This window comes from Serratia sp. PL17 (genome assembly GCF_017832355.1).
In the GTDB taxonomy this organism is placed as follows: domain Bacteria; phylum Pseudomonadota; class Gammaproteobacteria; order Enterobacterales; family Enterobacteriaceae; genus Serratia.
Genome location: NZ_JAFIBY010000001.1, coordinates 1 through 24,045 on the forward strand (window position 1 = coordinate 1; position 24,045 = coordinate 24,045).

Annotated in this window: 24 protein-coding genes and 1 riboswitch; of the genes, 17 read left to right on the forward strand and 7 right to left on the reverse strand. The window is 52.7% G+C overall.

Annotated features, from left to right (window positions below; translation table 11 throughout):
* The 4 genes from JOE25_RS00005 to JOE25_RS00020 form a co-directional block, all read left to right on the forward strand.
* A partial coding sequence (locus JOE25_RS00005) for a DUF1983 domain-containing protein (protein ID WP_209632181.1) occupies positions 1-846 on the forward strand: 846 nt, incomplete at its 5' end.
* Between the two features lie 3 nt (positions 847-849).
* A complete protein-coding gene (locus JOE25_RS00010; RefSeq protein ID WP_209632182.1) occupies positions 850-1,833 on the forward strand; it encodes a DUF6453 family protein in 984 nt (327 codons plus the stop codon).
* Between the two features lie 67 nt (positions 1,834-1,900).
* Complete coding sequence (locus tag JOE25_RS00015) at positions 1,901-3,079, forward strand: phage tail protein (protein WP_209632183.1); 1,179 nt, start codon at positions 1,901-1,903, stop codon at positions 3,077-3,079.
* Complete coding sequence (locus JOE25_RS00020; protein ID WP_209632184.1) at positions 3,076-4,509, forward strand: prophage tail fiber N-terminal domain-containing protein; 1,434 nt, start codon at positions 3,076-3,078, stop codon at positions 4,507-4,509. The genes JOE25_RS00015 and JOE25_RS00020 overlap by 4 nt, the downstream gene beginning before the upstream one ends.
* Before the next feature lie 24 nt (positions 4,510-4,533).
* Here JOE25_RS00020 and JOE25_RS00025 read toward each other — a convergent pair whose 3' ends face one another.
* Positions 4,534-4,776 carry a hypothetical protein gene (locus tag JOE25_RS00025; RefSeq protein WP_209632185.1) on the reverse strand — a complete coding sequence of 81 codons (243 nt, stop codon included), beginning with the start codon at positions 4,774-4,776 and terminating at the stop codon, positions 4,534-4,536.
* On the reverse strand, positions 4,776-5,867 hold the full coding sequence (locus JOE25_RS00030; protein ID WP_209632186.1) for a site-specific integrase: 1,092 nt from the start codon (positions 5,865-5,867) through the stop codon (positions 4,776-4,778). The genes JOE25_RS00025 and JOE25_RS00030 overlap by 1 nt, the downstream gene beginning before the upstream one ends.
* 316 nt (positions 5,868-6,183) lie before the next feature.
* Here JOE25_RS00030 and pgl point away from each other — a divergent pair, with 316 nt between their 5' ends.
* Positions 6,184-7,188, forward strand: a complete 1,005-nt coding sequence (pgl, locus tag JOE25_RS00035; RefSeq protein ID WP_209632187.1) for a 6-phosphogluconolactonase — start codon at positions 6,184-6,186, stop codon at positions 7,186-7,188.
* A 300-nt stretch (positions 7,189-7,488) separates the two neighbouring features.
* Here the strand turns inward: pgl and JOE25_RS00040 are convergent, their stop codons facing one another.
* Positions 7,489-7,971 carry a kinase inhibitor gene (locus JOE25_RS00040; protein WP_209632188.1) on the reverse strand — a complete coding sequence of 161 codons (483 nt, stop codon included), beginning with the start codon at positions 7,969-7,971 and terminating at the stop codon, positions 7,489-7,491.
* A 167-nt stretch (positions 7,972-8,138) separates the two neighbouring features.
* Here JOE25_RS00040 and JOE25_RS00045 point away from each other — a divergent pair, with 167 nt between their 5' ends.
* Positions 8,139-8,564: a YkvA family protein gene (locus JOE25_RS00045; protein WP_209632189.1), complete on the forward strand. Its 426-nt coding sequence runs from the start codon at positions 8,139-8,141 to the stop codon at positions 8,562-8,564.
* On the opposite strand, the gene bioA is transcribed toward JOE25_RS00045, so the two are convergent.
* Positions 8,545-9,819 carry an adenosylmethionine--8-amino-7-oxononanoate transaminase gene (bioA, locus tag JOE25_RS00050; protein ID WP_209632190.1) on the reverse strand — a complete coding sequence of 425 codons (1,275 nt, stop codon included), beginning with the start codon at positions 9,817-9,819 and terminating at the stop codon, positions 8,545-8,547. The two genes, JOE25_RS00045 and bioA, sit on opposite strands and share 20 nt — an antisense overlap.
* Positions 9,820-9,909: 90 nt before the next feature.
* Here bioA and bioB point away from each other — a divergent pair, with 90 nt between their 5' ends.
* The 4 genes from bioB to bioD are packed head-to-tail and all read left to right on the forward strand — an operon-like array spanning position 9,910 to position 13,522.
* Positions 9,910-10,947 carry a biotin synthase BioB gene (gene bioB / locus JOE25_RS00055; RefSeq protein WP_209632191.1) on the forward strand — a complete coding sequence of 346 codons (1,038 nt, stop codon included), beginning with the start codon at positions 9,910-9,912 and terminating at the stop codon, positions 10,945-10,947.
* Positions 10,947-12,098 carry an 8-amino-7-oxononanoate synthase gene (gene bioF / locus JOE25_RS00060; RefSeq protein WP_209632192.1) on the forward strand — a complete coding sequence of 384 codons (1,152 nt, stop codon included), beginning with the start codon at positions 10,947-10,949 and terminating at the stop codon, positions 12,096-12,098. Before bioB ends, bioF begins: the two co-directional genes overlap by 1 nt.
* A complete protein-coding gene (gene bioC / locus JOE25_RS00065) occupies positions 12,082-12,849 on the forward strand; it encodes a malonyl-ACP O-methyltransferase BioC (RefSeq protein WP_209632193.1) in 768 nt (255 codons plus the stop codon). Before bioF ends, bioC begins: the two co-directional genes overlap by 17 nt.
* Entirely contained in the window at positions 12,842-13,522 is a 681-nt protein-coding gene (gene bioD / locus JOE25_RS00070; protein ID WP_209632194.1) for a dethiobiotin synthase, read from the forward strand. Before bioC ends, bioD begins: the two co-directional genes overlap by 8 nt.
* A 57-nt stretch (positions 13,523-13,579) precedes the next feature.
* Here the strand turns inward: bioD and JOE25_RS00075 are convergent, their stop codons facing one another.
* Both JOE25_RS00075 and JOE25_RS00080 read right to left on the reverse strand, forming a co-directional pair.
* Positions 13,580-15,211, reverse strand: coding sequence for a hypothetical protein (locus JOE25_RS00075; protein WP_209632195.1), 1,632 nt, complete (start codon positions 15,209-15,211; stop codon positions 13,580-13,582).
* Between the two features lie 179 nt (positions 15,212-15,390).
* Positions 15,391-16,101: an ATP-binding cassette domain-containing protein gene (locus JOE25_RS00080; protein ID WP_209632196.1), complete on the reverse strand. Its 711-nt coding sequence runs from the start codon at positions 16,099-16,101 to the stop codon at positions 15,391-15,393.
* A gap of 1,273 nt (positions 16,102-17,374) precedes the next feature.
* Here JOE25_RS00080 and uvrB point away from each other — a divergent pair.
* Together uvrB and JOE25_RS00090 are read left to right on the forward strand one after the other, a co-directional pair.
* The gene (gene uvrB, locus JOE25_RS00085) at positions 17,375-19,387 is read left to right on the forward strand and encodes an excinuclease ABC subunit UvrB (protein ID WP_209632197.1); all 2,013 of its coding nucleotides are present in this window, start codon (positions 17,375-17,377) and stop codon (positions 19,385-19,387) included.
* Between the two features lie 107 nt (positions 19,388-19,494).
* The gene (locus JOE25_RS00090) at positions 19,495-19,752 is read left to right on the forward strand and encodes a VF530 family protein (RefSeq protein WP_209632198.1); all 258 of its coding nucleotides are present in this window, start codon (positions 19,495-19,497) and stop codon (positions 19,750-19,752) included.
* A 4-nt stretch (positions 19,753-19,756) separates the two neighbouring features.
* Here the strand turns inward: JOE25_RS00090 and yvcK are convergent, their stop codons facing one another.
* On the reverse strand, positions 19,757-20,674 hold the full coding sequence (yvcK, locus tag JOE25_RS00095; protein ID WP_209632199.1) for a uridine diphosphate-N-acetylglucosamine-binding protein YvcK: 918 nt from the start codon (positions 20,672-20,674) through the stop codon (positions 19,757-19,759).
* A 260-nt stretch (positions 20,675-20,934) separates the two neighbouring features.
* Positions 20,935-21,077: riboswitch (molybdenum cofactor riboswitch) on the forward strand.
* On the opposite strand from yvcK, the gene moaA reads away from it, so the two are divergent.
* The 5 genes from moaA (at position 21,064) to moaE (ending at position 23,906) form a co-directional block, all read left to right on the forward strand.
* Positions 21,064-22,050: a GTP 3',8-cyclase MoaA gene (moaA, locus tag JOE25_RS00100; protein ID WP_209632200.1), complete on the forward strand. Its 987-nt coding sequence runs from the start codon at positions 21,064-21,066 to the stop codon at positions 22,048-22,050. Its footprint overlaps the riboswitch before it by 14 nt.
* Positions 22,051-22,197: 147 nt before the next feature.
* Complete coding sequence (moaB, locus tag JOE25_RS00105) at positions 22,198-22,710, forward strand: molybdenum cofactor biosynthesis protein B (RefSeq protein ID WP_209632201.1); 513 nt, start codon at positions 22,198-22,200, stop codon at positions 22,708-22,710.
* Between the two features lie 4 nt (positions 22,711-22,714).
* Positions 22,715-23,194, forward strand: a complete 480-nt coding sequence (moaC, locus tag JOE25_RS00110) for a cyclic pyranopterin monophosphate synthase MoaC (RefSeq protein ID WP_122077649.1) — start codon at positions 22,715-22,717, stop codon at positions 23,192-23,194.
* The gene (gene moaD / locus JOE25_RS00115) at positions 23,191-23,436 is read left to right on the forward strand and encodes a molybdopterin synthase sulfur carrier subunit (protein WP_209632202.1); all 246 of its coding nucleotides are present in this window, start codon (positions 23,191-23,193) and stop codon (positions 23,434-23,436) included. Before moaC ends, moaD begins: the two co-directional genes overlap by 4 nt.
* Before the next feature lie 2 nt (positions 23,437-23,438).
* Positions 23,439-23,906, forward strand: coding sequence for a molybdopterin synthase catalytic subunit MoaE (gene moaE, locus JOE25_RS00120; protein WP_209634112.1), 468 nt, complete (start codon positions 23,439-23,441; stop codon positions 23,904-23,906).
* Positions 23,907-24,045: the final 139 nt, after the last annotated feature.

Here is a 24,045-nt window from a genome sequence, read left to right on the forward strand (position 1 = left end):
TTTCGTGCACGTCTACAGGACAGGACCGGTAATATCGGAGATTGGACCGGCTGGATTAAGGGGCAGTCTAACGCGAACGCTGATGACTATCTTGAAAGTATTGGTGATGGTTTCCTGACGGATAAAGACGGCGACCGCCTTACTGGCGACATTGATACAAACATTGAGGCCATCATTCAGAACGCGCTGGCCAACAACGCGACGGTAGAGCACCAATGGGCGCAGTATGGCACGGTGCGTGCCGATATCCTCATTGTAAAAACTACCATAGCGGAAGTTGATCGCGGCCTGGCGGAATTGAGAACGCAGGTTCAGGTCCAGATTGACGATGTGACGGCGGTACTTGAGGACAAGCTAACCGCAACGATAGATGCTGATGGAGCTACGGCTATTCATACGTTGAAAGCTGGAATTCGCATTAACGACGTTTTCTACAATGCCGGTATGTCTATCGCGGTGCTCGCAGAAACCGGTAAACCGGTGATTACCCGGATTGGCTTCAACGCTAATCAGTTCGTGCTGATGAGCGGCAGCGGGGACAAGCAGTATTCGCCCTTTGCTGTCATCAATGGCCAGGTGTTTATCAGCGATGCATTCATTCAGGACGCCTCTATCACATCGGCAAAAATCGCGAACGCCTCAATAGGAACCGCGAAGCTGTCCGACCGTTTGTCCTCTGATAATTATTCACCTGGTATGCAAGGACTGAGTATCAACTTCAGAACGGGTGAGTTTGAGCTTAACGGGAATAGTCCAGGCCAGGGGCGTCGTGTTATGACGAACATCCGCGATGATTATTACAACGGTTCAAATCAGTTGGTATTACGTATTGGTAAACTGAGGTAAAAAATGGCAAGCGAGTACGGAATAATCACACGAGCGCAAAATGGTAAAATGATTGAGTTTAACTCCGGGCTAAGGATGGTTCGGCAGTTGCTTGATGGGCCGGTAAATTATGACACTAGAAATGGTAACGCCTGGACACCGTTACCTGGAATCTCAGCGGGAAGTGATATTTTTATTATTCCTGTAGATAAATACTACTACGAGATACCTAATGTTTCCTATCTTACTGGATATGCACGTGAAAATGATGGGCTAAAAATTTGGAGTGATAGTTTCCGACAGGGAGAGCCAGGTACATTTCGATGCAAGATATTTGAAACGCTACCACCGAGTGACCCGCCAGACTACGGTATTCTGATGACCGACTCCGTACAGTTCGCCACGCTGGGGAAATCTCAGACTTCATATATTACCCATATGGAAGAGATTAACTTTACGGGATACTGGCGTATACCTGAAGGTGTTCAGGGGCGAGCTAATTCCGTGATTTACGTTAGCTGGACGAATGCGAATGAAGAACTGACTATTCGTCCTGATGGGATAGATGCGATTAGAGGTTGGCGCATTATCAATAATGGGCATGATGCAACCAGCGATGGCATCAGTGCCACTATGCGTATTTGTGTGGTCGCCTCGGTGCCAGATTTGCAAATGCCTGATTATGGGATTGCTATCTGGAATAACTGGGGTGAGTTGGTTTTCACCACAGGATATACGCCGTTGTCATATAGTTCCTACCAGGTTATGAACGGTACCGGATCCATTGATACGGGGCTGGCGAGGCCAATGGTTCCGGTTTTGGACTATGGATTCCTTGGTGAAGGCACTGCCAACTGGACCGAGCTATTTTATCTCGGTATTGGTATTCAAGGGGGCAGAGTTTACGGGAGGAAAGGAGAAAAGTTTGGTGCCGGTAAGAATTTGATTGGCCGGACAATGACGCTCAATCACCGCATGATTATTTTAGATTCTGACCGATATTTTTAGCACCTACCCCGTTAAATTACCTGGCCACCATGCCGGGTTTTTTAATGCCAGAATTCAGGAGAGTATTATGCCAGCAGGCACTCTAACCATTACCAATAATTCAGCAGTCGTAAAGGGCGCAGGGACGGCGTTTAATACTGAGCTGAAATCCGGTGACATGATTGTAAGTATTGTCGGTGGTGTCACCTATACGCTGCCAGTGAAAGCTATAGACAGCGCCACACAAGTAACACTGATTAAAGCTTATGACGGTCCGACACAAGCTGGGGCTGCATGGTATGCCATACCACGTGATGCGATGAACCTTATCACCGCCCAGTTGGCCGCTGAGACCGCTAAGGCTATGCGCGGCATGAACTACGACAAGGATAACTGGCAGCAGGTATTCAGCAGTACCGGAAACATTGCGGTGACGTTACCTGACGGCAGCACTTACACCGGCCCGGCCTGGTCAGCATTGACGGAATCACTTAAATCTAAGGCAGATAGTTCATCTTTAGAAGAAAAAGCGGATAAAGTTAATGGCGTAGTACCTATTAACCAGGGCGGCACAGGTAGTAGTACAGCGCGAAATTTATTCACGAACAGCATTAATTCTGGGCAGAACTGGCAATATCCAGGTGTCACAACATTTGATAATAATCTTTGGGGGGTGCCTGATAAGTGGGGTTTTGTATTAACTATGTCAAATGGTGATACATCAGGAAATGGCGCAGATGGTCGTTGGTATGCCTATTTACAAATAACTACAACGGGGCTGTTGCGAGTAGCTGTAAATATCAATAATAAATTTGTTGGAGCCTATGATGTATGGTCTACAAGAAATACTACCGTTGATGGTAATGGGTTTATTAAAAAAGCATCGCCGATTGTCAAATTGTTTGGTGATGGTATATGCGAGTTGAACAACGAGAGCGAGGGTGTGACTACGGAGAGAGTGAGTGATGGGGTTTACCGTGTATCTGGCACCCTCGGTTTCAATGCTGATGCCGAATGGGGTGGCCCGGATGGTGGTATCGAGGTGCCGCTAGACCGCAACAAGCAGCCGCTAATCTGGGTAGATTACGAGGTTGAGGAAACCGGTAATCTGCTGATTAAAACTTATCACCGTACGCACCCGACGGCGCCGGAATTCGCCCGCAATGAAGTGCTGGGATATGAAGAAGGGATGCCGATCGATATTCCAAAGGGGCGCTGGGTTGATCTGCGTGTAGAAATGCCAACCAATATGGAGAAACAGAAATGACATTAATCAGCGGTGTATTAAAGGGACCCTACGGTGATTCTCGCTCCGGCGTAACCATTACGATGCGCTCAATGAAAACATCGTCAACGGTGCTGAATCTGGCAAAGTCACAGTCTGTCACCGACGATACTGGTCGGTATTCTCTTAATGTTGAGCCTGGTGCCTATGAAATCATTATTTCTGTCTATGGTGCCCAGCCAGAGCGGGTAGGTACGATTGAGGTTTATACAGACTCGCTACCCGGCACGCTCAATGATTTCCTGCGCCGCCCTGGTGAAAGCGACATCACGCCCGAAATTGTGCAAACTGTTGACCGCATGCGTCTTGAGGCAGCAGCGTCAGCCGCGGCAGCAAAACTCAGTGAACAGAATGCTGCAAATAGTGTTAAGCCCGTTGTTGCTGCTGGTTTTGGTTCTGGGCCGCTTCACACAGCTGATGTATTTGCAAAGGATAATAAATCCTCAATCCAGCGATACACTGTCGCTACTATGAATAGGCCAGGTAACGTATCTGGCGCGGTAATGTCGCTGCCTATTGATGGCGTCCCAAGTTGCGCATACTTTGCCATAGCCGTCGGGCGTCAATCCTGGGTTGGTTCATCCAATTCCGAATCACCTGGTGTGGTTGCCTGGGCAAAGCTTTTTAGTGATGTAGATAAGCCAATGGTTGAGGATATACCCAACCTCAAAGACTGGGGGCTGACAAAAGCAGTGACCGCGGCAGTTCGGGGTGATTTTGGCAGACAGATGAAAAGCCGCCGGGGGTATGTGGCGATAGACCCACTAGGGAATCCATTTAAAGACACCGGAACTTATTTTCTCGATACGCGTTCGTGGGCGGTTACGCAAGCCGAAACCGACGAGAGTTATCGCACAGTGCAAACCTGCTTTGGCTACGGGGCCAATGGCAACCAGCTTGGAAAAATAGCAGTCCGTGGTTGGACTGGTTCAGCTTTTACGCCTTGGCTGTGGATGTGGTCTGAGGCCAACACGACGGTAGACAGCAACGGGTTTATTAAGAAGGCATCGCCGATTGCCAGGTTGTCTGGTGTACCTGAAAAAATGGCTGATGACTATCTGGACGGGTTTACCCTTGCTGGTTGTGTTGCTGTAAATGCCGAGGCGGAAGGCGTATCTGCCGAACGGGTTTCTGTGGGGGTGTATAAATTATCTGGTTCTCTTGGTTTTGCGGAGGAGGGCTGGAATATCGAGGTACCGCAGGACGTGAACGGTAACCGCCTATGCTTTGTGGAAACCAGTACAAATCGAGACGGCACAATCTATGTGAAGGTCAGCAAACGCCGCTTTGATGTTGATACAGCGGCGATAGTGGCCGGTGAGCCGATGGATATTCCAGATGGTCGGTGGATTGACTTGCGGCTTCAAATGCCTGTCGCGGAAGAGATGGAAGAACAAACAAGCGAACCGTAACTATAAGAGGCCGGGACAACCCGGCTATTTCTTGTTGAGGTCGGTGATCTCGAAAGCGAGCGCGGCGTCTATAGCTAAGTTTTCTGTAGAGTAAGGAGTTTCTGAAACTAATTGCCAGCCTCGGTTGTGATAAGTGTACAGCCAGCCCTGACCTTCTTCATCTTCTCTAATCGCCAGCATGATCGCGCTGTTGTGATCAGGCGCTGGGAAACGTTCATTTTCTGTTAGAAAGAAGATTTGTTTAGCGCCTATTCTGAAACTAGCCATCACTTTTTCTTTGCCTCCTGTAACGCCGCAAATTTTTCATGTAGCGACTTCGGATAAAGCTCTGTATAGACCTGCCAAAGAGTATTAAGATTTTTATGGCCGGTTACCTGGGCTACTTCTTCAATGCTAAAACCTGCCTCAAAAAGCCTGCTGGCTCCCTCTCTTTTAAGATCGTGATACCGTAAATCTTCAATCCCAACCTTATCTTTTATCTGTACAAAAGCTGCGCTAATTGATTTTTCATTAAAGGGGAAAATTAGCTTAGAAGTTTTCTTCTGGCGCATGACTATGTCCCAAGCTTCCCCCAAGAGGGGTACACTCATATGATTACCTATCTTCTTTCTCGGATCCTTCCTATCCCTTACCAATACTGACTTTTGAATATAGTCAACATCATCCCATTCTATGCGGCAAACTTCGCCAATACGCATACAAGAAAGTATGGAAAAGTTAAAAATGTCCACAAAGGGAATTCTTGCGCGGGGATGCTCCTGCCTTTTTAGGAGTGCTTCAGTTAGAATTTCGATCTCAGTCTTGTCTGGTCTGCGTGAGCGTCTATTGGATTTTGAAATTAACCCCATGTTAGACAGTAGTGGTCTTGCCTCGTCGATCGGGTTGGCTGTGTAGTCAATGCCGTATATAGGCTTAGCAGCCTTTAATACGGTGCCAAGGTAACTCAAGTCATGGGAAACCGTTGACGGTGAGGTGCCGGTGGCAACGCGACGCCGACAATGCTCAATGATGTCGTTCGCTTGTAACTTTGAAAGAGTCGAAACGCTCAGTTCTGCCGTAAGCAATTTTGTAAGAGTGGATGTTTTATCCTTGCCAGCCTTGCCGCCGGTTTTTGGATCCTCGATGTATTTTTGAATGAGTTCAGCAACGGTGATCCTGTCAGCATCACTGGCATTGGGGATGCCATTCTTTTCCAACTCAGCTACACGATTAATTCCCCAGGTCTTGGCATGTGCCTGTTTAGTGAAGGTTCTGTTTTCACGAAACATATAGCGGCCTTTTTCACGCACACCGACTGTGCATCTATACCTGGTAGTGCCATCTGCCTTGGTTCTTTTTTCGATACTGTAATAGGCCATATAGTAACCACTTTCCGGGATGCATTGGGGGTGCTGTTAGGGGTGCTGATGATAGGAAAATACATTAAAGCTGATTGTAATGCATTAAAATAAAGCTATTTAATTAGTGCGTTACATGTTGATGTGATTGGTTTTTATATAAAAATACTGTATTTACATACAGTTATGAATCCGATGGTACACCGGATAAGCGATGGATAAAACCGCACATATTTCACCTATAACACAGGGTTGTTATGTCACGGATGTGAGGTAAGCTAGGGGAAACCGAAAAACCTGAAACCGGTTTCTCTTTTACCCTATGCAAGGAGAACACATGAAGCAAATCGTTTATGTCGCCAGCCCGGAGAGCCAACAAATTCACGTGTGGCAGCTCAGCGATACAGGTGCGTTAGCACTGTTGCAAACCGTTGACGTCCCCGGTCAGGTTCAACCGATGGCGATCCACCCGGACAGAACACACCTGTATGTGGGCGTGCGTCCGGCTTTCGGTATTGTCAGCTACCGCATTGAGGCGGATGGCACGTTGCAACAGGCCGGTATGGCACCGCTGCCAGGCAGCCCGACCCATATTTCTACCGATTTGCAGGGACGTTATCTGTTCTCCGCATCCTATAGCGGCAACTGCACCAGCATCAGCCCGATCGGCCATGACGGCGTAGTGGTGGCCCCTATCCAGCAGATTGATGGTTTAACCGCGCCGCATTCGGCGAATATCGACCCGACCAATCAGCTGCTGTTGGTTCCCTGCCTGAAAGAAGATCGCATCCGTCTGTTCAATCTGGATCAGCAAGGCACCTTGACGCCGCATGCTCAGGAAGCCGTAGCGACTGCCGTTGGCGCTGGTCCGCGTCATATGGCATTCCATCACAATGACAAATATGCCTATTGTGTCAATGAGTTGGATGGCACAGTGGATGTGTTCGCCATCAGCGAAAACGGCGGCAAATATACTCTGGTGCAAACTCTGGACATGATGCCGGCTGATTTCAATGGCACCCGCTGGGCGGCAGATATTCATATCACGCCGAACGGCCGTTTCCTGTACACCAGTGACCGCACCGCCAGCATTTTGACGATTTTCAGTGTGTCCGAAGACGGTAGCACCCTGTCGGTCGTGGGCTACCACCCGACCGAAGAGCAGCCGCGCGGTTTCAATATCGATCACAGTGGTCGCTTTGTGATTTCGTCCGGTCAGAAGTCCGATCATATTGGGGTGTATGAAATCGATCAGGCCAACGGCAAGCTGACTACCCTGGCGCGTTACCCGGTGGGTAAGGGCCCGATGTGGGTCAGCATAGTAGATACCCGTCATATTTGAAGTTGCCTCTGTGTTGGCTGCGTTTGCTCACCCCAGTCACTTACTTGAGTAAGCTCCTGGGGATTTACAAACTTGCCGCGTTACTCGGCAAAGCCTCGCCCCGTTGGGGCCAGCGCAAGCGCTGTTCAACAAAGCCGTGGCTTTGTTGTGATGCAACTCCAATTATTTGGGATATAGAAAAGGAATATTACGCAAGGTATGACAGGTGGTGATGTAGATTGGCTTTTGCAGTCTCATCTTCATCATATCTATGTCGAGCCAACATTCCCATCGGGGCGGGTATATCCGCCCCGAATCAAATCAGCTGTACGTCACCGTCAGCGTGGCGCTGCCGAGGCTGTGGAAGTGCACGTTAAAGCCGACCAGTGCACCGCTGGAGCCCTCATCCACCTCAATGTTTTCCACATCCAGCGCATGTACAGTGAAGTGGTAGCGGTGGCTTTCGCCCTGTGGGGGAGCCGCGCCGCCATAACCGGCGGAACCAAAATCGGTACGGGTCTGGATAGCCCCGGCCGGTAACCCCCCTTTGCCTGAGCCTGCTCCCTGCGGCAGTTCGCGCGCAGTCGCCGGGATATTGGCGACCACCCAGTGCCACCAGCCAGAGCCGGTCGGCGCATCGGGATCGTAAACCGAAATCACAAAACTCTTGGTGCCTTCCGGCACGCCATCCCAGGCCAGATGCGGAGACAGGTTATCGCCGTGATAACCCATGCCGTTAAAGACCTGAGGCTCCGGCATTTTTGCGCCGTCCTGCAGATCGTTGCTGTACAAACGAAAAGCCATGGTGACTCCCAGTTGTCGGTAAAAGCAGAGCCCCTAAGCTAGATCGTTTTGCCGCAACAACACAAGCATCATTGTATCTCGCCAGCTGTGTCACCAATGGGTTACCATAATTAACGCCGAGGCTACAAACTCGACATCTACAATTCACAGAACGATATAAAGTAACCATGATTTCATTAAAAAAACGCACGCCGTGGTTTGGCTGGCTGCGCCGCTGGGCCAAGGGCATTAAGCGCGACATTTATGCACTGTGGTTGGCGGCCCGTGACCGGCGCACGCCATGGTATGCAAAATTGATTGCCCTGTTGGTTGCGGGTTATGCCGTGTCGCCTATCGATCTGATCCCGGATTTTATCCCGGTGTTGGGCTATCTGGACGACGTGATCATCGTGCCGCTGGGCATCATGCTGGCGGTACGCCTGATCCCCCGGCCACTGATGGCGGAATTTCGTGAGAAAGCACAGCGGCGTATCGATAATCCTACCGGCCGCATGGCGGCAGCCATGATTATTGCGCTGTGGGTGTTATGTCTGGTGATGCTGGCCCGCTATTTGGACCAGCATTGGGAATCGATTACTGCACCGCTGCCGTGATGGCGGAGGTCAACTGGCTGAGCTGATCGGGTTCAATGATGTATGGCGGCATCAAATAAATCAGTTTACCGAATGGCCGGATCCACACGCCACGTTCAACGAACCCACGCTGTAGCTGTGCCACATCTACGGATTCACGCATTTCCACCACGCCGATAGCCCCCAACACTCGCACATCCGCCACTTTTGGCAGTGACTTCAGCGGTAATAGCTGCTGTTTCAACTGGGTTTCGATAGCGGCGACCTGCTGTTGCCAGCGATTTTCCGCCAGCAGTGACAGGCTGGCGTTGGCCACCGCACAGGCCAGCGGGTTACCCATAAAGGTGGGGCCGTGCATAAAGCAGCCTGCCGCGCCGTTACTGATGGTTTCCGCCACATGGCGGGTGGTCAGGGTGGCGGACAGCGTCATATAGCCGCCCGTCAGCGCTTTGCCCAGGCACAGAATATCCGGCACCACGTCGGCATGCTCACAGGCGAACAGCTTGCCCGTGCGCCCGAAGCCGGTGGCGATTTCGTCGGCAATAAGCAGCACTTGATGGCGATCGCAGAGTTCACGGACTCGCTTGAGGTAGGTCGGATGGTAAATACGCATGCCACCGGCTCCCTGAACCACGGGCTCCAGGATCACCGCGGCCACTTCTCCGGCGTGCTGTTCCAACAGCGCGGCGAACGGCGCGATATCATGTTCATCCCAGGCTTGGTCGAAACCGCATTGCGGCGCAGTAGCAAACAGGTGTGGCGCGAGGTAGCCTTGGTACAGGCTGTGCATTGAATTGTCAGGATCGCACACCGACATCGCACCGAAAGTATCGCCGTGATAGCCATGCCGCAGGGTCAGAATACGCTGCCGCTTTTCCCCACGCGCCTGCCAATATTGCAGCGCCATCTTCAGCGAGACTTCCACCGCCACCGAACCGGAATCGGCCAGAAACACACACTGCAACGCTTCCGGCGTCATATCCACCAGCTTGCGACACAGAGCAATCGCAGAGGGATGGGTAATGCCACCGAACATCACATGTGACATTTTTTCCAGCTGCTGTGTGGCTGCCTGATTCAGTTGTGGGTGGTTATAGCCGTGGATTGCCGCCCACCAGGAAGACATGCCGTCAACCAAACGACGGCCATCTGCCAGTTGTAGCTCAACGCCGCTGGCGGACTCTACGGGGTAACAGGGGAGCGGATGGCTCATTGACGTGTACGGGTGCCAAATGTGGCGCTGGTCAAATTCGAGGTCGGCAGCAGTGATAGACATACTTGTAAACCAAATCGTTTTCGTAATGGTTGACAGTATATCCACAATATCTAAACTGACGACACTTTTTTCATTTTTGGAGACGCCGTGATGGCCGATCGCATTCACTGGACAGTGGGTCTTGCCCAGACCCTGTTTGATAAACCCCTGCTTGAGCTGTTGTTTGAAGCACAGACTGTCCACCGCCAGCATTTTGACCCGCGTCAGGTGCAGGTGAGCACGCTGTTATCAATCAAAACAGGTGCCTGCCCGGAAGACTGCAAATATTGCCCGCAAAGTTCACGTTACAAAACGGGCCTGGAGTCTGAACGGTTGATGCAGGTGGAGCAGGTGCTGGAGTCTGCACGTAAGGCCAAGGCGAATGGGTCGACGCGTTTCTGCATGGGGGCGGCGTGGAAAAACCCGCATGAGCGCGATATGCCTTACTTGCAACAGATGGTGCAAGGGGTGAAGGCGATGGGCATGGAAACCTGCATGACGCTGGGCACGCTGGACGGCACTCAGGCGGAACGGTTGGCAGAGGCGGGGTTGGACTATTACAACCACAACCTGGACACCTCGCCGGAATTCTACGGCAGCATTATCACCACCCGCAGCTACCAGGAACGTCTGGATACGCTGGGAAAGGTACGCGGAGCGGGCATTAAAGTGTGTTCTGGCGGCATTGTTGGGTTGGGCGAGACGGTTCGCGACCGCGCCGGGTTGTTGGTGCAGTTGGCCAATTTGCCAACCCCGCCTGAAAGTGTGCCGATCAACATGTTGGTGAAGGTAAAAGGTACGCCACTGGCGGACAACGAAGACGTCGATCCTTTTGATTTTATCCGCACTATCGCGGTTGCACGCATCATGATGCCGGGTTCATACGTACGCCTTTCTGCCGGGCGTGAGCAAATGAACGAGCAAACCCAGGCGATGTGCTTTATGGCTGGTGCCAACTCCATCTTCTATGGCTGTAAATTGCTGACGACACCTAATCCGGAAGAGGATAAAGATCTGCAATTGTTCCGTAAGCTGGGCTTAAACCCGCAGCAGACCGAAACCGAGCATGGCGACAACCAGCAACAAGAAGTGCTGGCTGCACGACTGATGCAGGCCGATACCGCTGAGTTCTATAACGCGGCGCTGTAATGAGCTGGCAACAACGAATTGAACAGGCGCTGGATGAGCGGCAACAGAGTGCTGCTTATCGGCGCCGGCAGGTTAATCAGGGCGGCAATAGCCGCCATATTCAGCTTAACGGCGAGCGCTACCTAAATTTTTCCGGCAACGACTACCTTGGCCTGAGCCAGGATGCGCGAGTGATCGCCGCCTGGCAGCAGGGCGCGCAGCAGTATGGTGTCGGCTCTGGCGGCTCTGGCCACGTAACGGGGTTCTCTGCGGCGCATCAGGTGCTGGAACAACAATTGGCGGAATGGCTCGGCTATCCCCGTGCGCTGCTGTTTATTTCTGGCTATGCCGCAAATCAGGCGCTGCTTGCGGCGTTGATGCAAGCGGAGGACCGCATTTTAGCGGACCGCCTTAGCCATGCCTCGCTGTTGGAAGCCGCGGCGCATTCTCCCGCCCAGTTGCGGCGTTTCCGCCACAATCAGCCGCAAGCATTAGCCGATTTGCTGACGAAATCCTGCGGTGGCCAAACGTTGGCGGTCACTGAAGGCGTTTTCAGCATGGACGGCGACAGTGCGCCATTGGTAGAGCTGCAACGTTTGACCCGCCAAGCGGGCGCCTGGCTGATGGTCGACGATGCGCACGGTATTGGCGTTCAGGGTGAACAAGGGCGTGGCAGTTGCTGGCAGCAAGGGGTGCGACCGGAATTGCTGGTGGTCACCTTTGGCAAAGCTTTTGGCCTCAGTGGGGCAGCCGTGCTGTGTGATGAAGCCACGGCCGAATACCTACTGCAGTTTGCCCGCCATTTGATTTACAGCACGGCAATGCCACCGGCACAGGCCTGCGCACTGCAAGCGGCTTTGCACTGCATCCAGCAGGGCGACGAACTACGCGCCAGATTGCAGGACAACATTCAACGTTTCCGCCAGGGGGCAGCTCAGTTATCGCTTACCCTGACGGCGTCGGTTACTGCCATTCAGCCGCTGCTGGTTGGCGATAACCAGCGTGCACTCGATCTGGCACAGCACTTGCGTGCGCAAGGCCTGTGGGTGAGTGCTATCCGTCCGCCAACGGTGCCGCCAGGTAGCGCGCGTCTGCGCATTACCCTGACGGCGGCACATCAAGCGCAGGATATTGACCGGTTGTTGGAGGTATTGCATGACGTCAGCGTTTGAGCCGGTTAATAAGCACGCCGTAGCCTCGGCTTTCAGCCGTGCGGCGGGCAGTTATGACGCTGCAGCGGTGTTGCAACGTGATGTTGGTGAGCGCTTGCTGGGGATGGGGCAGGAGCACCGCGGTGAGCAATTGCTCGATGCGGGCTGTGGCACCGGTCACTTCAGCCGTCGTTGGCGCGCATTGGGCAAACAGGTCACTGCGCTCGATCTGGCTCCGGGCATGTTGGCGTTTGCTCGCCAGCAACAGGCGGCGGATCATTACCTGCTGGGGGATATCGAAAACGTACCGCTTCCCGCGGAGGCAGTGGATATGTGCTTTAGCAGCCTGGTCGTCCAATGGTGCAACGATCTGCCGCGTGCGTTAGCGGAGTTATACCGCGTCACGCGCCCAGGCGGCATGATTCTGTTTTCAACCCTGGCGGCTGGCTCGTTACGTGAGTTAGGCGACGCCTGGCAGCAGGTGGACGGCGAACGCCATGTGAATGATTTCCTGCCGTTGGCGCAGATCGCGTCGGCCTGTGCAGACTATCGTCACCGTCTGGACGTGGAATGGCAAACCCTGAACTATCCGGATGTCATGGTGCTGATGCGATCGCTCAAAGGGATCGGGGCGACCCATTTGCATCAAGGACGCGAGGCCGGGCTGCTGTCTCGCCGGCGGCTTGCGGCCTTACAGGCGGCCTACCCCTGTCAACATGGGCTATTTCCGCTGAGTTATCATCTGGTTTATGGAGTAATTTATCGTGATTAAGCGTTGGTTTGTCACCGGGACTGATACCGAAGTCGGCAAAACGGTGGCGAGCAGTGCCTTGCTGCAGGCCGCCAATCTGGCGGGTTACCGCACTGCGGGTTACAAGCCGGTGGCTTCCGGCAGTGAAATGACTGACGAGGGATTGCGCAACAGTGATGCGTTGGCATTGCAGGCTAACAGTGCGGTGGCGCTGAGCTACCACGAAGTGAACCCTTACGTTTTTGCCGAACCGACGTCACCGCATATTGTCAGCGCTGATGAAGGCCGACCGATCGAACTGGCGCAGCTTTCTGCTGGATTACGTCATTTGGAGCAGAAAGCAGACTGGCTGCTAACGGAAGGGGCAGGGGGCTGGTTTACACCACTTTGCGAGCAATATACCTTTGCGGACTGGGTACAGCAGGAACAGCTGCCGGTGATTTTGGTGGTGGGTATTAAACTGGGCTGCATTAACCATGCAATGCTGACCGCGCAGGCGATTCAGCAGGCGGGGCTGTCGCTGGTCGGCTGGATTGCCAATGACATCAGTGCGCCGGGCCGCCGGCATCAAGAATATCTGACTACGCTGCGCCGCAGGTTGCCTGCACCGTTATTGGGCGAGATCCCACATCTGCCTGAACCTGAACGACAAGCGTTGGGGCATTACCTGGATTTGAGCGTTTTATCCCTTTGAGTGTTAAATCCTCCGTCCCTGGACTCGCCATGGACGGAGATAACCTGATTTACTGTTTCACATGGCGGTGATGCAAGCATTATCGAGGTAAAGCACCCCGTTTTTCGCTAACGCATACAAATTGAAAGACAAGATGACATGGGTTGCCCAAACCGGCACTTTTCGTCTGTTGCTGTTAAAACGATACTCTTTGAACTCGGCATAGTCAGTGACCCTGAGCGTGCCGTCCCAGGCGGCGGTATCCGATTTGGCGATGATTGATACGCCGTTGCCTTCCGTTTCCTGAATGCAGGCGTACTGGAGTGAGCTATAGATATTGCTGGTGCCGCCATTCAGTATTTTCATCGTAAAACAGGCACCGAGTTGTTCATATTGCGAAACGGGAACAACCAACTGCACGCCCGCCCTGGAATTGGTATTGCCCAGCTTGGTCACTTTTAGTGCATTGCTGCCGTTAATGCCAGCCCCTGATTCGATGGCGAGAGTAATGGCATCTGAAGTGAAAGGATCGTTGATATTACCGCCGGAGACTTCCCAGCCAAAGGGTTTGGTGGTAAATGAAAAATTGCCGTCCTTTATTTTGTTATTGTTCTCGGTGGTCAAGGTTTGAATACCGGCACCCGCGCCGCCGCCGTCGAGACGGCTATTGCTAATCACGAAGTCGCCGGTGCCGCCGAAATAACGACCGGTCAGGGTTCTTACCCCATAGAATTTAACGTTTTCGACAATGATTCCGCTGCTACCCGTTTCGGCGTAAAAACAATAGTCTTGAGGCAAAGAGCCTTTCAGCGTGATGATCTCTCCACCTTGAATGAGTAATGAAGCATTCTGGTTAGCACTACAGCGGAATGGGATATCTGTGATTAGGCTGTTTTCATTGTTGAACTCGATATGACAGCCGTGCAATTCGACGCTGCCGGCTTTCACATTCACAATGGCACTGGCGTAATCTATTGATGTTCCAAAGAAACGAAATGCACCGTTAGGATTCTGGTTGCCGATAGCAAGCCCTTGCGAATTACCAAGGGTACCGCCAAAGAAATTGATACCTTCCCCAAAGTTTTTAGCCCCAGAGTCAGCGTGTGGCATATGTACGCATTCAAAGCAGCGGACGATCTCACAGGCATAGTGATGTCCAATATAGGCGTTGGTACCAAAATACATGCCGTAATAAAAACCGGAAATATAAACGCTGCTTACGGCGAAGTTTCCCAGCAAACTTTCCGGTGATTGAAAAATGATCCCATCAATAAAATTATACACTGGAGGCTGACCCTCCACTTCGGGTTGTTTTGCTCCTATTCCTTTGACAGTAAAGTTTTTCAGGATAGGTGCTGGACGAATGGGGATCCCATTATCCAATGCGAGAGACGTTGCGTAGCAACGCATAAAGTAGTTGTGATCGCTTTCAGTACCACCTGGAATATTAGTGGTAATTTTTACGCCATTACCGTCGATATAAACGAAGCCTACGTCGATATCGGTCTTGGGCGCGACCCATTCCTCAAAGGGCGCAGTGAATTTGACGATTGCCGGTCTTTTTAATGTGTCTTTAATGAAGGTTTGCGCTTTGATCAGTTCGTCACGTGACTTGACGTAAATGCCTTCCACATCGAGGCGTTCTTTTAACGTCCAGTGCTTATTGTCCAGATCGCTATATTGAATAAATTGTGCGTCATTATCAGCCATGGTCTAACCCTCAATTCAAGTTTAAATGGTGTGAAAACCCGTTGAATATGAAGGGAAGGCTTGGCAGTCGCCAGACTGCATGGTTCTGCCAGTGTTGGTACAACAGCGGGTGTCCTTAGCAAAGCACCCGTTCTCGATCTTCAATAAGAAGTGGGGCGAAATATTTCACGCCCCGCCTGTCACACTGCCAAATAGGCATTGATCAATTCCTCATCCAACTGTTCCAGTGTGCCATCTGCCACACTGCGTCCCTGATCCATGAGGCAAAAACGATCCGCTACGCGACGAACAAACGGCAGTTTGTGCTCGACTAACAGGATAGTCATACCCAGTTCGCGGTTAAGTTTACGAATCACGTTAGCGATGTCGCCAGCGATCGTCGGCTGAACGCCGTGAGTGGGTTCATCGAGTATCAGTAACTCAGGTTCCAGTACCAGGGCTCGGCCAATCGCCAGCTGTTGTTGTTCACCGTCGCCTAAGTCGCCGGCGCGGCGACTGCGCATTTCCCGCAGGTTGGGGAACAGGGCGTAAATCAATGGCGGAATACGGCGGGTCTTATCGCGGCCGGCCATGAGTGCTACCTGCAGATTTTCTTCTACGCTGAGTTGAGAAAAGATCTGCCGGCCCTGGGGTACATAGCTGATTCCCAGAGCGGCTCGGGTTTCAACCGGTTGCTGTAATAGATTCTGCGGAGGTTCGCCGGCCAATTGCCAGGTCATGCTGCCACTGACGACAGGCAAGTGACCCATAATACAGTTGACCAGTGTGGTTTTTCCCACGCCGTTACGGCCAATCAGCACCGTACATTGGCCGCGTTGCAGCTCAAGATTGATGTCCCAAAGGGTGTGATTTTGGCCGTAGAACTGATTTACTGCCCTTAAACTCAACATTTGGCATTTCTCCTCAAAGACCTGTATTCCACTCGTGGATGTACGCCCCCTTGGGGCGCTGGCGGAACGTCCCCTTAACGGGCCGTGCCGATCGCACCGGGTAGTGCGACAGGACGACCGGCGCAGGAACGTTAATCGAACTCTCTACTTCCTTGTTTTTTCCAATCCTTGTTGCCGTTTCCGCGTTTGCGGTTTCTTTCCCGAGTGTCTTAATGTCCAGAATAAAATGCTGTTAGGCTACCTTTAATGAGGTAGTTAGGTTCAGGCTTAAATCAGCAATGGATAGCCAAAAATGGCGACTAATAGCCGTTTATCAGCGTTCTTTTGTTTTTTACACGCAAATGATGGCTATTTCGTGCTGCCTTTTGAGTGAACGGATAGCCGATCATTTCCCCGTTCATTGGTGGATATTTATCCCGGCAGTCATTGGGTATGCAAAGGTAATGCAAGCTATGGGCCAACTTTTAAAATCAGTTAAAAATGAGGGATTGTTATTGCCTTGTTAACGGCTGGCCGGGCTAAGGCAGGGGCGTTGAACAAGTGAGAAAAGCGGCGGAAAGTTAACGCGGACGATTTTTGCACTCTTCCAGTGCTCTGCAGGATGGTCATGGTGCAAGCTGTTTCGGCGGTTGTGGAAAGATGCAACAGGTGACGGCAACAATGAGATAAATCTGTTTTTGGCAATGGGGCTTTTTAGCATTAATCGGCATAAACAAAGCGATATTTCTGTGAAAAAATAACTAAAAAAGCCGCTCAGGCAATGAGAAATGGCAAAAAGCGTTCTTTCTGCAACTCCCGTCGCTGGCGGGGCGGTGAGAGTTATCCACTATTCCTGTGGATAACCTTGTGCATTAGATTTAGAAAAGCGGTTTGAAGCGAGAGCTGACGCGGGTTCTGTTCGCTTTGTCCGCAATCTCGTCTTTTTTATAAATTAGTTATTTATCAATAAATTAATTAAAATCAAGCGGCCGATGTATTGATGAAGTCTCTATGTATGATTTTTCACCGCAGTGCTATCAATAAGTTAATTTGTGGCGGATTTTGGGGATAAATCTGTTATTGACAATAAAAATGTCACGCCGCTGTAACCCTGCCGGTGCATTCCGCCTGGTTTGACGCACGCTAAACAGACGAATCGCTTGAAGCTGGTTTTATATCCAGTATCATAGGCACTGGCGAAAATCGCCGGGGCTTTCCATAATTAGAGGCCATTCATCGAGCATCAGCTCTATGGCCGCCTGAGCGCGCACATCTCCACAGGGTAGCCGAGTCAATGAGTAAAATTTTCAAACTGCATTCTGATTTCAAACCGGCCGGCGATCAGCCGCAAGCCATCAGTAAGCTGGAAGAGGGCCTGGAAGACGGCCTGGCTCACCAGACGCTGTTGGGCGTTACCGGTTCGGGTAAGACCTTCACTATCGCCAATGTGATCGCCGATCTGAACCGGCCAACCATGGTGCTGGCACCCAACAAAACGCTGGCGGCACAGCTTTACGGCGAGATGAAAGAGTTCTTTCCCGAGAATGCGGTCGAGTATTTTGTTTCTTACTACGACTACTACCAACCCGAAGCCTACGTCCCGAGTTCCGACACGTTTATTGAGAAAGACGCCGCGGTGAATGAACACATCGAACAAATGCGCCTTTCTGCGACTAAAGCGTTGCTGGAGCGTCGTGACGTTATCGTGGTGGCGTCGGTGTCCGCGATCTACGGCTTGGGCGATCCGGATCTGTACCTGAAGATGATGCTGCATTTGACCAAAGGCATGATTATCGATCAGCGTTCGATTCTGCGCCGCTTGGCAGAGCTGCAATATACCCGTAACGATCAGGCCTTCCAGCGTGCAACTTTCCGCGTACGTGGCGAGGTGATCGATATTTTCCCGGCTGAATCAGACGAGTTGGCGCTGCGCATTGAGCTGTTTGACGAAGAAGTTGAACGGCTTTCGCTGTTTGATCCCTTGACCGGGCAGATCGAGCAGATAGTGCAGCGCTTTACCATTTATCCAAAGTCGCACTACGTGACGCCGCGTGAGCGGATCCTGCAGGCGATGGAAGAGATCAAAGTGGATCTGGCCGAGCGGCGAAAGGTGTTGCTGGCCAACAATAAACTGCTGGAAGAACAACGTTTGACGCAACGCACCCAGTTTGATCTGGAGATGATGAACGAACTGGGCTATTGCTCCGGCATTGAAAACTACTCGCGCTATCTGTCAGGGCGTGGAGAAGGCGAGCCGCCCCCAACGCTGTTTGATTATTTACCGGCGGATGGCCTGCTGGTGGTCGACGAATCCCACGTCACCATTCCGCAAATCGGGGCCATGTTCAAGGGCGACCGTTCGCGTAAGGAAACCTTGGTCGAATACGGTTTCCGTCTGCCTTCGGCACTGGACAACCGCCCGCTGCGTTTTGAAGAGTTTGAAGCACTGGCTCCGCAGACGATTTATGTGTCAGCTACGCCAGGCAAGTATGAGCTGGAGAAATCCGGTGATGACATCATCGATCAGGTTGTGCGGCCGACTGGGCTACTGGATCCTCAGATAGAAGTGCGGCCTGTGACGACGCAGGTGGATGACCTGCTTTCCGAGATCCGTAAGCGGGTGGCGATCAACGAACGCGTGTTGGTCACCACCTTGACCAAACGCATGGCGGAAGACCTGACGGAATACCTGGAAGAACACGGTGAGCGCGTACGTTACCTGCATTCGGACATTGATACCGTAGAACGTGTCGAAATCATTCGTGACCTGCGTCTGGGCGAGTTTGATGTGCTGGTGGGTATCAACTTACTGCGTGAGGGGTTGGACATGCCTGAGGTGTCACTGGTGGCGATTTTGGACGCCGATAAAGAAGGCTTCCTGCGTTCTGAACGTTCGTTAATCCAGACCATTGGCCGTGCGGCGCGTAACCTGAACGGCAAGGCGATTCTTTACGGCGACAGAATTACCGACTCAATGGCCAGGGCGATCGGCGAGACTGAACGCCGCCGCGCCAAACAGCAGGCGTTCAACGAAGAAAACGGCATTGTGCCACAGGGCCTGAACAAGAAAATTTCCGATATACTGCAGCTGGGCAAACCGGGTAATCGCGGTAAAGGCCGAGGAAAGGGCAAGGCGGCGGAAAATACCGAGCAATACCAGAACCTCACGCCGAAAGCGCTGGATCAAAAAATCCGCGAGCTGGAAGCGCAGATGTACACCCACGCACAGAACCTTGAGTTCGAACAGGCGGCGGGCTTGCGCGACGAGATTCACCAGCTGCGCGAGCAGTTTATCGCTATTTCGTGACCGGTTGGGGCGCCGCGGAGCGCGGCGCTGCCAAACATAAAGTCCTTGTCGCTCCCGCCAAAGCTGATTATGGTGTGCGGCCAATTCACTACAACGAGCTACCGATCATGACCGAACACCAGTCCAAAGACCCGCTGCACGGCGTCACTCTGGAACAACTTCTGAATAAACTGGTGGAGAGCTACGGTTGGTCGGGGCTGGCTGAACGTATTCGCATCAACTGCTTCAGCAGTGATCCCAGCATTAAGTCCAGCCTCAAGTTTTTGCGTCGTACCCCTTGGGCGCGCAAGCAGGTGGAAGATCTTTACATCGACATGATCGAAAAAGCCGCCAGCGATAACCCGTGGTTGCGTGGCGGCAAGTAAGTGCTTAGGCGCGGGTGCCTAATTCGATCAACGCCTGATCCAGCGCCTGGCGCAGCAATTGACGATCGTGGCGGTAGGGGATATCGGTCGCTTCCAGCGGTTGTTTGATCACCACGCGATCTTGCACTTCACTGGCATCCACCGAGGGGCCGACAATCAGCGCGTCGATCATCTGGCGACCAATCTTCTCTTCCATCAGCTCCAGCTTATTTTTCAGCGTCAAGGCTGCAGCCGCGACGCTCAGTTCCCGTCCCAGGTTACCGATATAAATCATATTGGCGCTGCTGCGGCGCAAGGCCTGCGTGAGGTCATCAAGCAGCAGCAGGGGCATCAGGCTGGTCAGGAAGCTACCTGGCCCGATCAGAATCACATCGGCCTGTGCAATGGCATCCAGCGCTTCGCGCGTCGCGTTGACGCGCGGTGACAGCATCAACTCTTGCGGCATGTCGGTCAGTTGATCGACATTCACTTCACCGTAGACATGGTTGCCTTCGTGATCGTGCGCCATCAGATCCACGGGCTGCTCGGACATCGGGATCAGGGCTGCATCTACCTTCAGTAAGCTTCGCACCAGATTGATCGCTTCCAGTGGGCGAACGCTGAGGTGATCCAATGCCTTCAGCATCAGGTTGCCGAGGTTGTGTCCCGAGAGCTCACCATTGCCGCTGAAACGATATTCAAACATGGCGGAAGCCACGCTCGGTTCCGTGATCAACTGATTGAGGCAGTTACGGGTGTCGCCCCAGGCGATGCCGCCTTCTGAACGTCGGATACGGCCGGTTGAGCCGCCGTTATCGGTGGTGGTGACAATACCGGTTAAACGGGATCCTAAAGACGACAGGGAAGACATTACGCGGCCCAGGCCATGGCCACCACCTAATGCCACCACCCGATCGAGATCGGCCAGGGTACGATTACGCATAAATTTCCTTACAAAGGGGCTTAACTGCCCGCATAAAGTAGCGGATTTGGCGCAAAAACGCGAAAAAGAGTGTGATTCACGTGATTCCGGTCAATTCGTCTGCGTAAAGGGCGTTTATCATGGTTTATCAGATTTGGAGCCGCCTAAAATCGCTGTATACGCAATTATATAGCGAAATTGCGCGTTGGCTATCCTGTTTGTTTAGCGCTAGAATTCTGATGAAAACCACGGTTTCGTTCCGGCTACTCAATCAGTAGGAACTGAAACCAAAACTCCTAGCCTCTGGGCCTACGTTGTTCTCGCGGATGATATGGCGCTTTGGCCGTGGCGAAGTTAGCCACCAGGGTGCAGAGTGGAAACGCTCGCGCCTCCCGACTTTGGAAGGTGTTATGGTGCCGCAACTCATTGATGCTTATGAGCGTAAGTTCTATTACTTGCGCCTGTCGATTACCGACGTGTGTAACTTTCGTTGCACCTACTGCCTGCCGGATGGCTATCGTCCTAATGGTAGCCCAAAAACCTTCTTGTCACTGGATGAGATCAGACGTGTTAGCCGCGCATTCGCCGAGCTGGGCACAGAAAAAGTGCGCTTGACCGGCGGCGAGCCCTCGCTGCGTCGCGATTTTACCGAGATCATTGCCGCCGTGCGTGAAAACCCGGCTATACGCCAGCTTGCCGTGACCACGAATGGCTACCGTCTGGCGCGCGACGTCGCCGGCTGGCGTGATGCCGGCCTGACGGCAATCAACGTCAGCGTCGACAGCCTGGATCCCCGACAATTTCATGCCATCACCGGCCAGGATAAATTCCGTCAGGTGATGGAAGGTATCGATGCCGCTTTCACTGCCGGTTTCAACAAGGTCAAGGTTAATGCCGTGCTGATGCGTGATGTTAACCATCAGCAACTGGGTACCTTCCTGCACTGGATAAAAGACCGCCCAATCCAACTGCGTTTTATCGAGCTGATGGAAACCGGCGAGGGCGGGGAACTGTTCCGCAAACACCACGTGTCTGGCGATGTGATTCGCTTACAGTTGGAGCAGCAAGGTTGGCAGCGCCAGCCACGCGGCCGTAGCGACGGTCCGGCCCAGGTGTTCAGTCACCCGGACTATCAGGGCGAGGTGGGCTTAATCATGCCGTACGAGAAAGATTTCTGTGCCAGTTGCAACCGACTGCGGGTGTCCGCCATCGGTAACCTGCACCTGTGTCTGTTTGGTGAACAGGGCATTACCTTGCGCGATCTGCTGGCGGATGACAGCCAGCTTGAGGAATTGAAGGGTCGCATTCAGGGCGGGCTGCTGACCAAAAAGCAAACCCACTTCCTGCACCAGGGCAACAGTGGCATCACGCAAAACCTGTCGTTTATCGGCGGCTGATACCCGGCATATTTCAAGCCGCAGCCTTGTTGGCTGCGAGCGTGCACCCCAGTCACTGACTTGAGTCAGCGCCTGGGGATTGACGCACTGGCCGCCGAGCTGCAACTTGAAATCTATTGGGCATCCTAAACAGGAGCATATTGAACAATGAGTCATGCCAGCAGTGAATTCATTCCGGCACATATCGCTATTTTGACCGTTTCAGACAGTCGTGGTGAAGCTGAAGATACCTCCGGCCAATACCTGCAGGAAGCCGCGCTTGAAGCGGGGCACCAGGTTGTGGATCGCGCCATCAGCAAAGACGACATTTATCAAATCCGTGCACAAGTTTCCGCGTGGATCGCCGACGAAAAAGTACAGGCAGTGCTGATTACCGGCGGCACCGGTTTTACGGCCCGTGATAACACGCCGGAAGCCCTGTTGCCGCTGTTTGATCGTGAAGTGGAAGGGTTCGGCGAGCTGTTCCGCATGGTGTCTTATGAAGAGATTGGCACCGCCACCATCCAATCGCGTGCCTTGGCTGGGATTGCTAACCAGACGGTGATTTTTGCCATGCCTGGATCGACCCGGGCCTGCCGTACGGCCTGGGAACGTATTATTGGAGAGCAACTGGACGCACGCCACCGTCCGTGCAACTTCCTGCCACATCTGAAGAAATAAAAATATGACGCAGCTAACTCACATTAACGCCGCGGGCGAAGCCCATATGGTCGATGTTTCCGCTAAAGCTGAGACGGTGCGCGAGGCGCGTGCCGAGGCTTTCGTGGAGATGCTACCCGCAACTCTGGCGATGATTATCGACGGCAGTCACCACAAGGGTGACGTATTCGCCACGGCGCGCATAGCCGGTATTCAGGCGGCAAAACGCACCTGGGAACTGATCCCACTGTGTCACCCACTGATGCTGAGCAAAGTTGAAGTGCAGCTGGAAGCACAGCCGGAACACAGCCGGGTACGGATTGAAACCTGCTGCCGGCTGACCGGTAAGACGGGGGTTGAAATGGAAGCCCTGACCGCAGCCTCGGTGGCTGCGTTGACCATTTATGACATGTGTAAAGCGGTACAGAAAGATATGGTGATCGGCCCGGTGCGGCTACTGGCGAAAAGCGGCGGTAAGTCCGGTGATTTTAAGGTGGAACTATGATTAATATTCTGTTTTTTGCGCAGGTGCGCGAACTGGTCGGCACCGGCGATTTGTCTATGCCGGCGGACTACCCAACGGTAGAGGCACTGCGTAAGGCGCTGTGTTCCCGGGGGGATCGCTGGGCGCTGGCACTGGAGTCCGGAAAGCTACTGACCGCGGTGAATCAGTCGCTGGTGGCAGCGGAACACCCGCTGCGCGCAGGTGATGAAGTCGCTTTCTTTCCACCGGTAACCGGAGGTTAATGGTGGAAAATACCCGTATCCGCGTAGGTGAAACGCCATTCAATGTGGGTGATGAATACCAATGGTTGGCGCAGTGCGATGACGATGGCGCTGTCGTGACGTTTACCGGCAAGGTGCGTAATCACAACCTGGGCGATAACGTCAGTGCGCTAACGCTGGAACATTATCCGGGTATGACCGAGAAAGCGTTGGCGGAGATCCTGGACGAAGCCCGTAGCCGCTGGCCGTTGCAGCGTGCAACGGTCATCCACCGCGTGGGAGAGCTGTTTCCTGGCGATGAAATCGTGTTTGTTGGCGTGACCAGTGCGCACCGCAGCATGGCCTTTGAAGCCACCGAGTTCATCATGGATTACCTGAAAACTCGCGCACCCTTCTGGAAGCGTGAAGCGGTTGGGCAGGGTGACCGCTGGGTCGATGCGCGTGACAGCGATCGACAGGCGGCGGAACGCTGGCATAAAGCGGTTAAATAGCCGATAAACAGCGGAAACAAATCAATACCTTTGCTGCTTTCGCGTTAGGTTTTCTGTGGTACGCTTATAGCAGGTAGATCCTTGGGATACCCTATGAATTTCAAGTTACCGCCAGGCAAACTGGGGCTTGAAAGGTGAT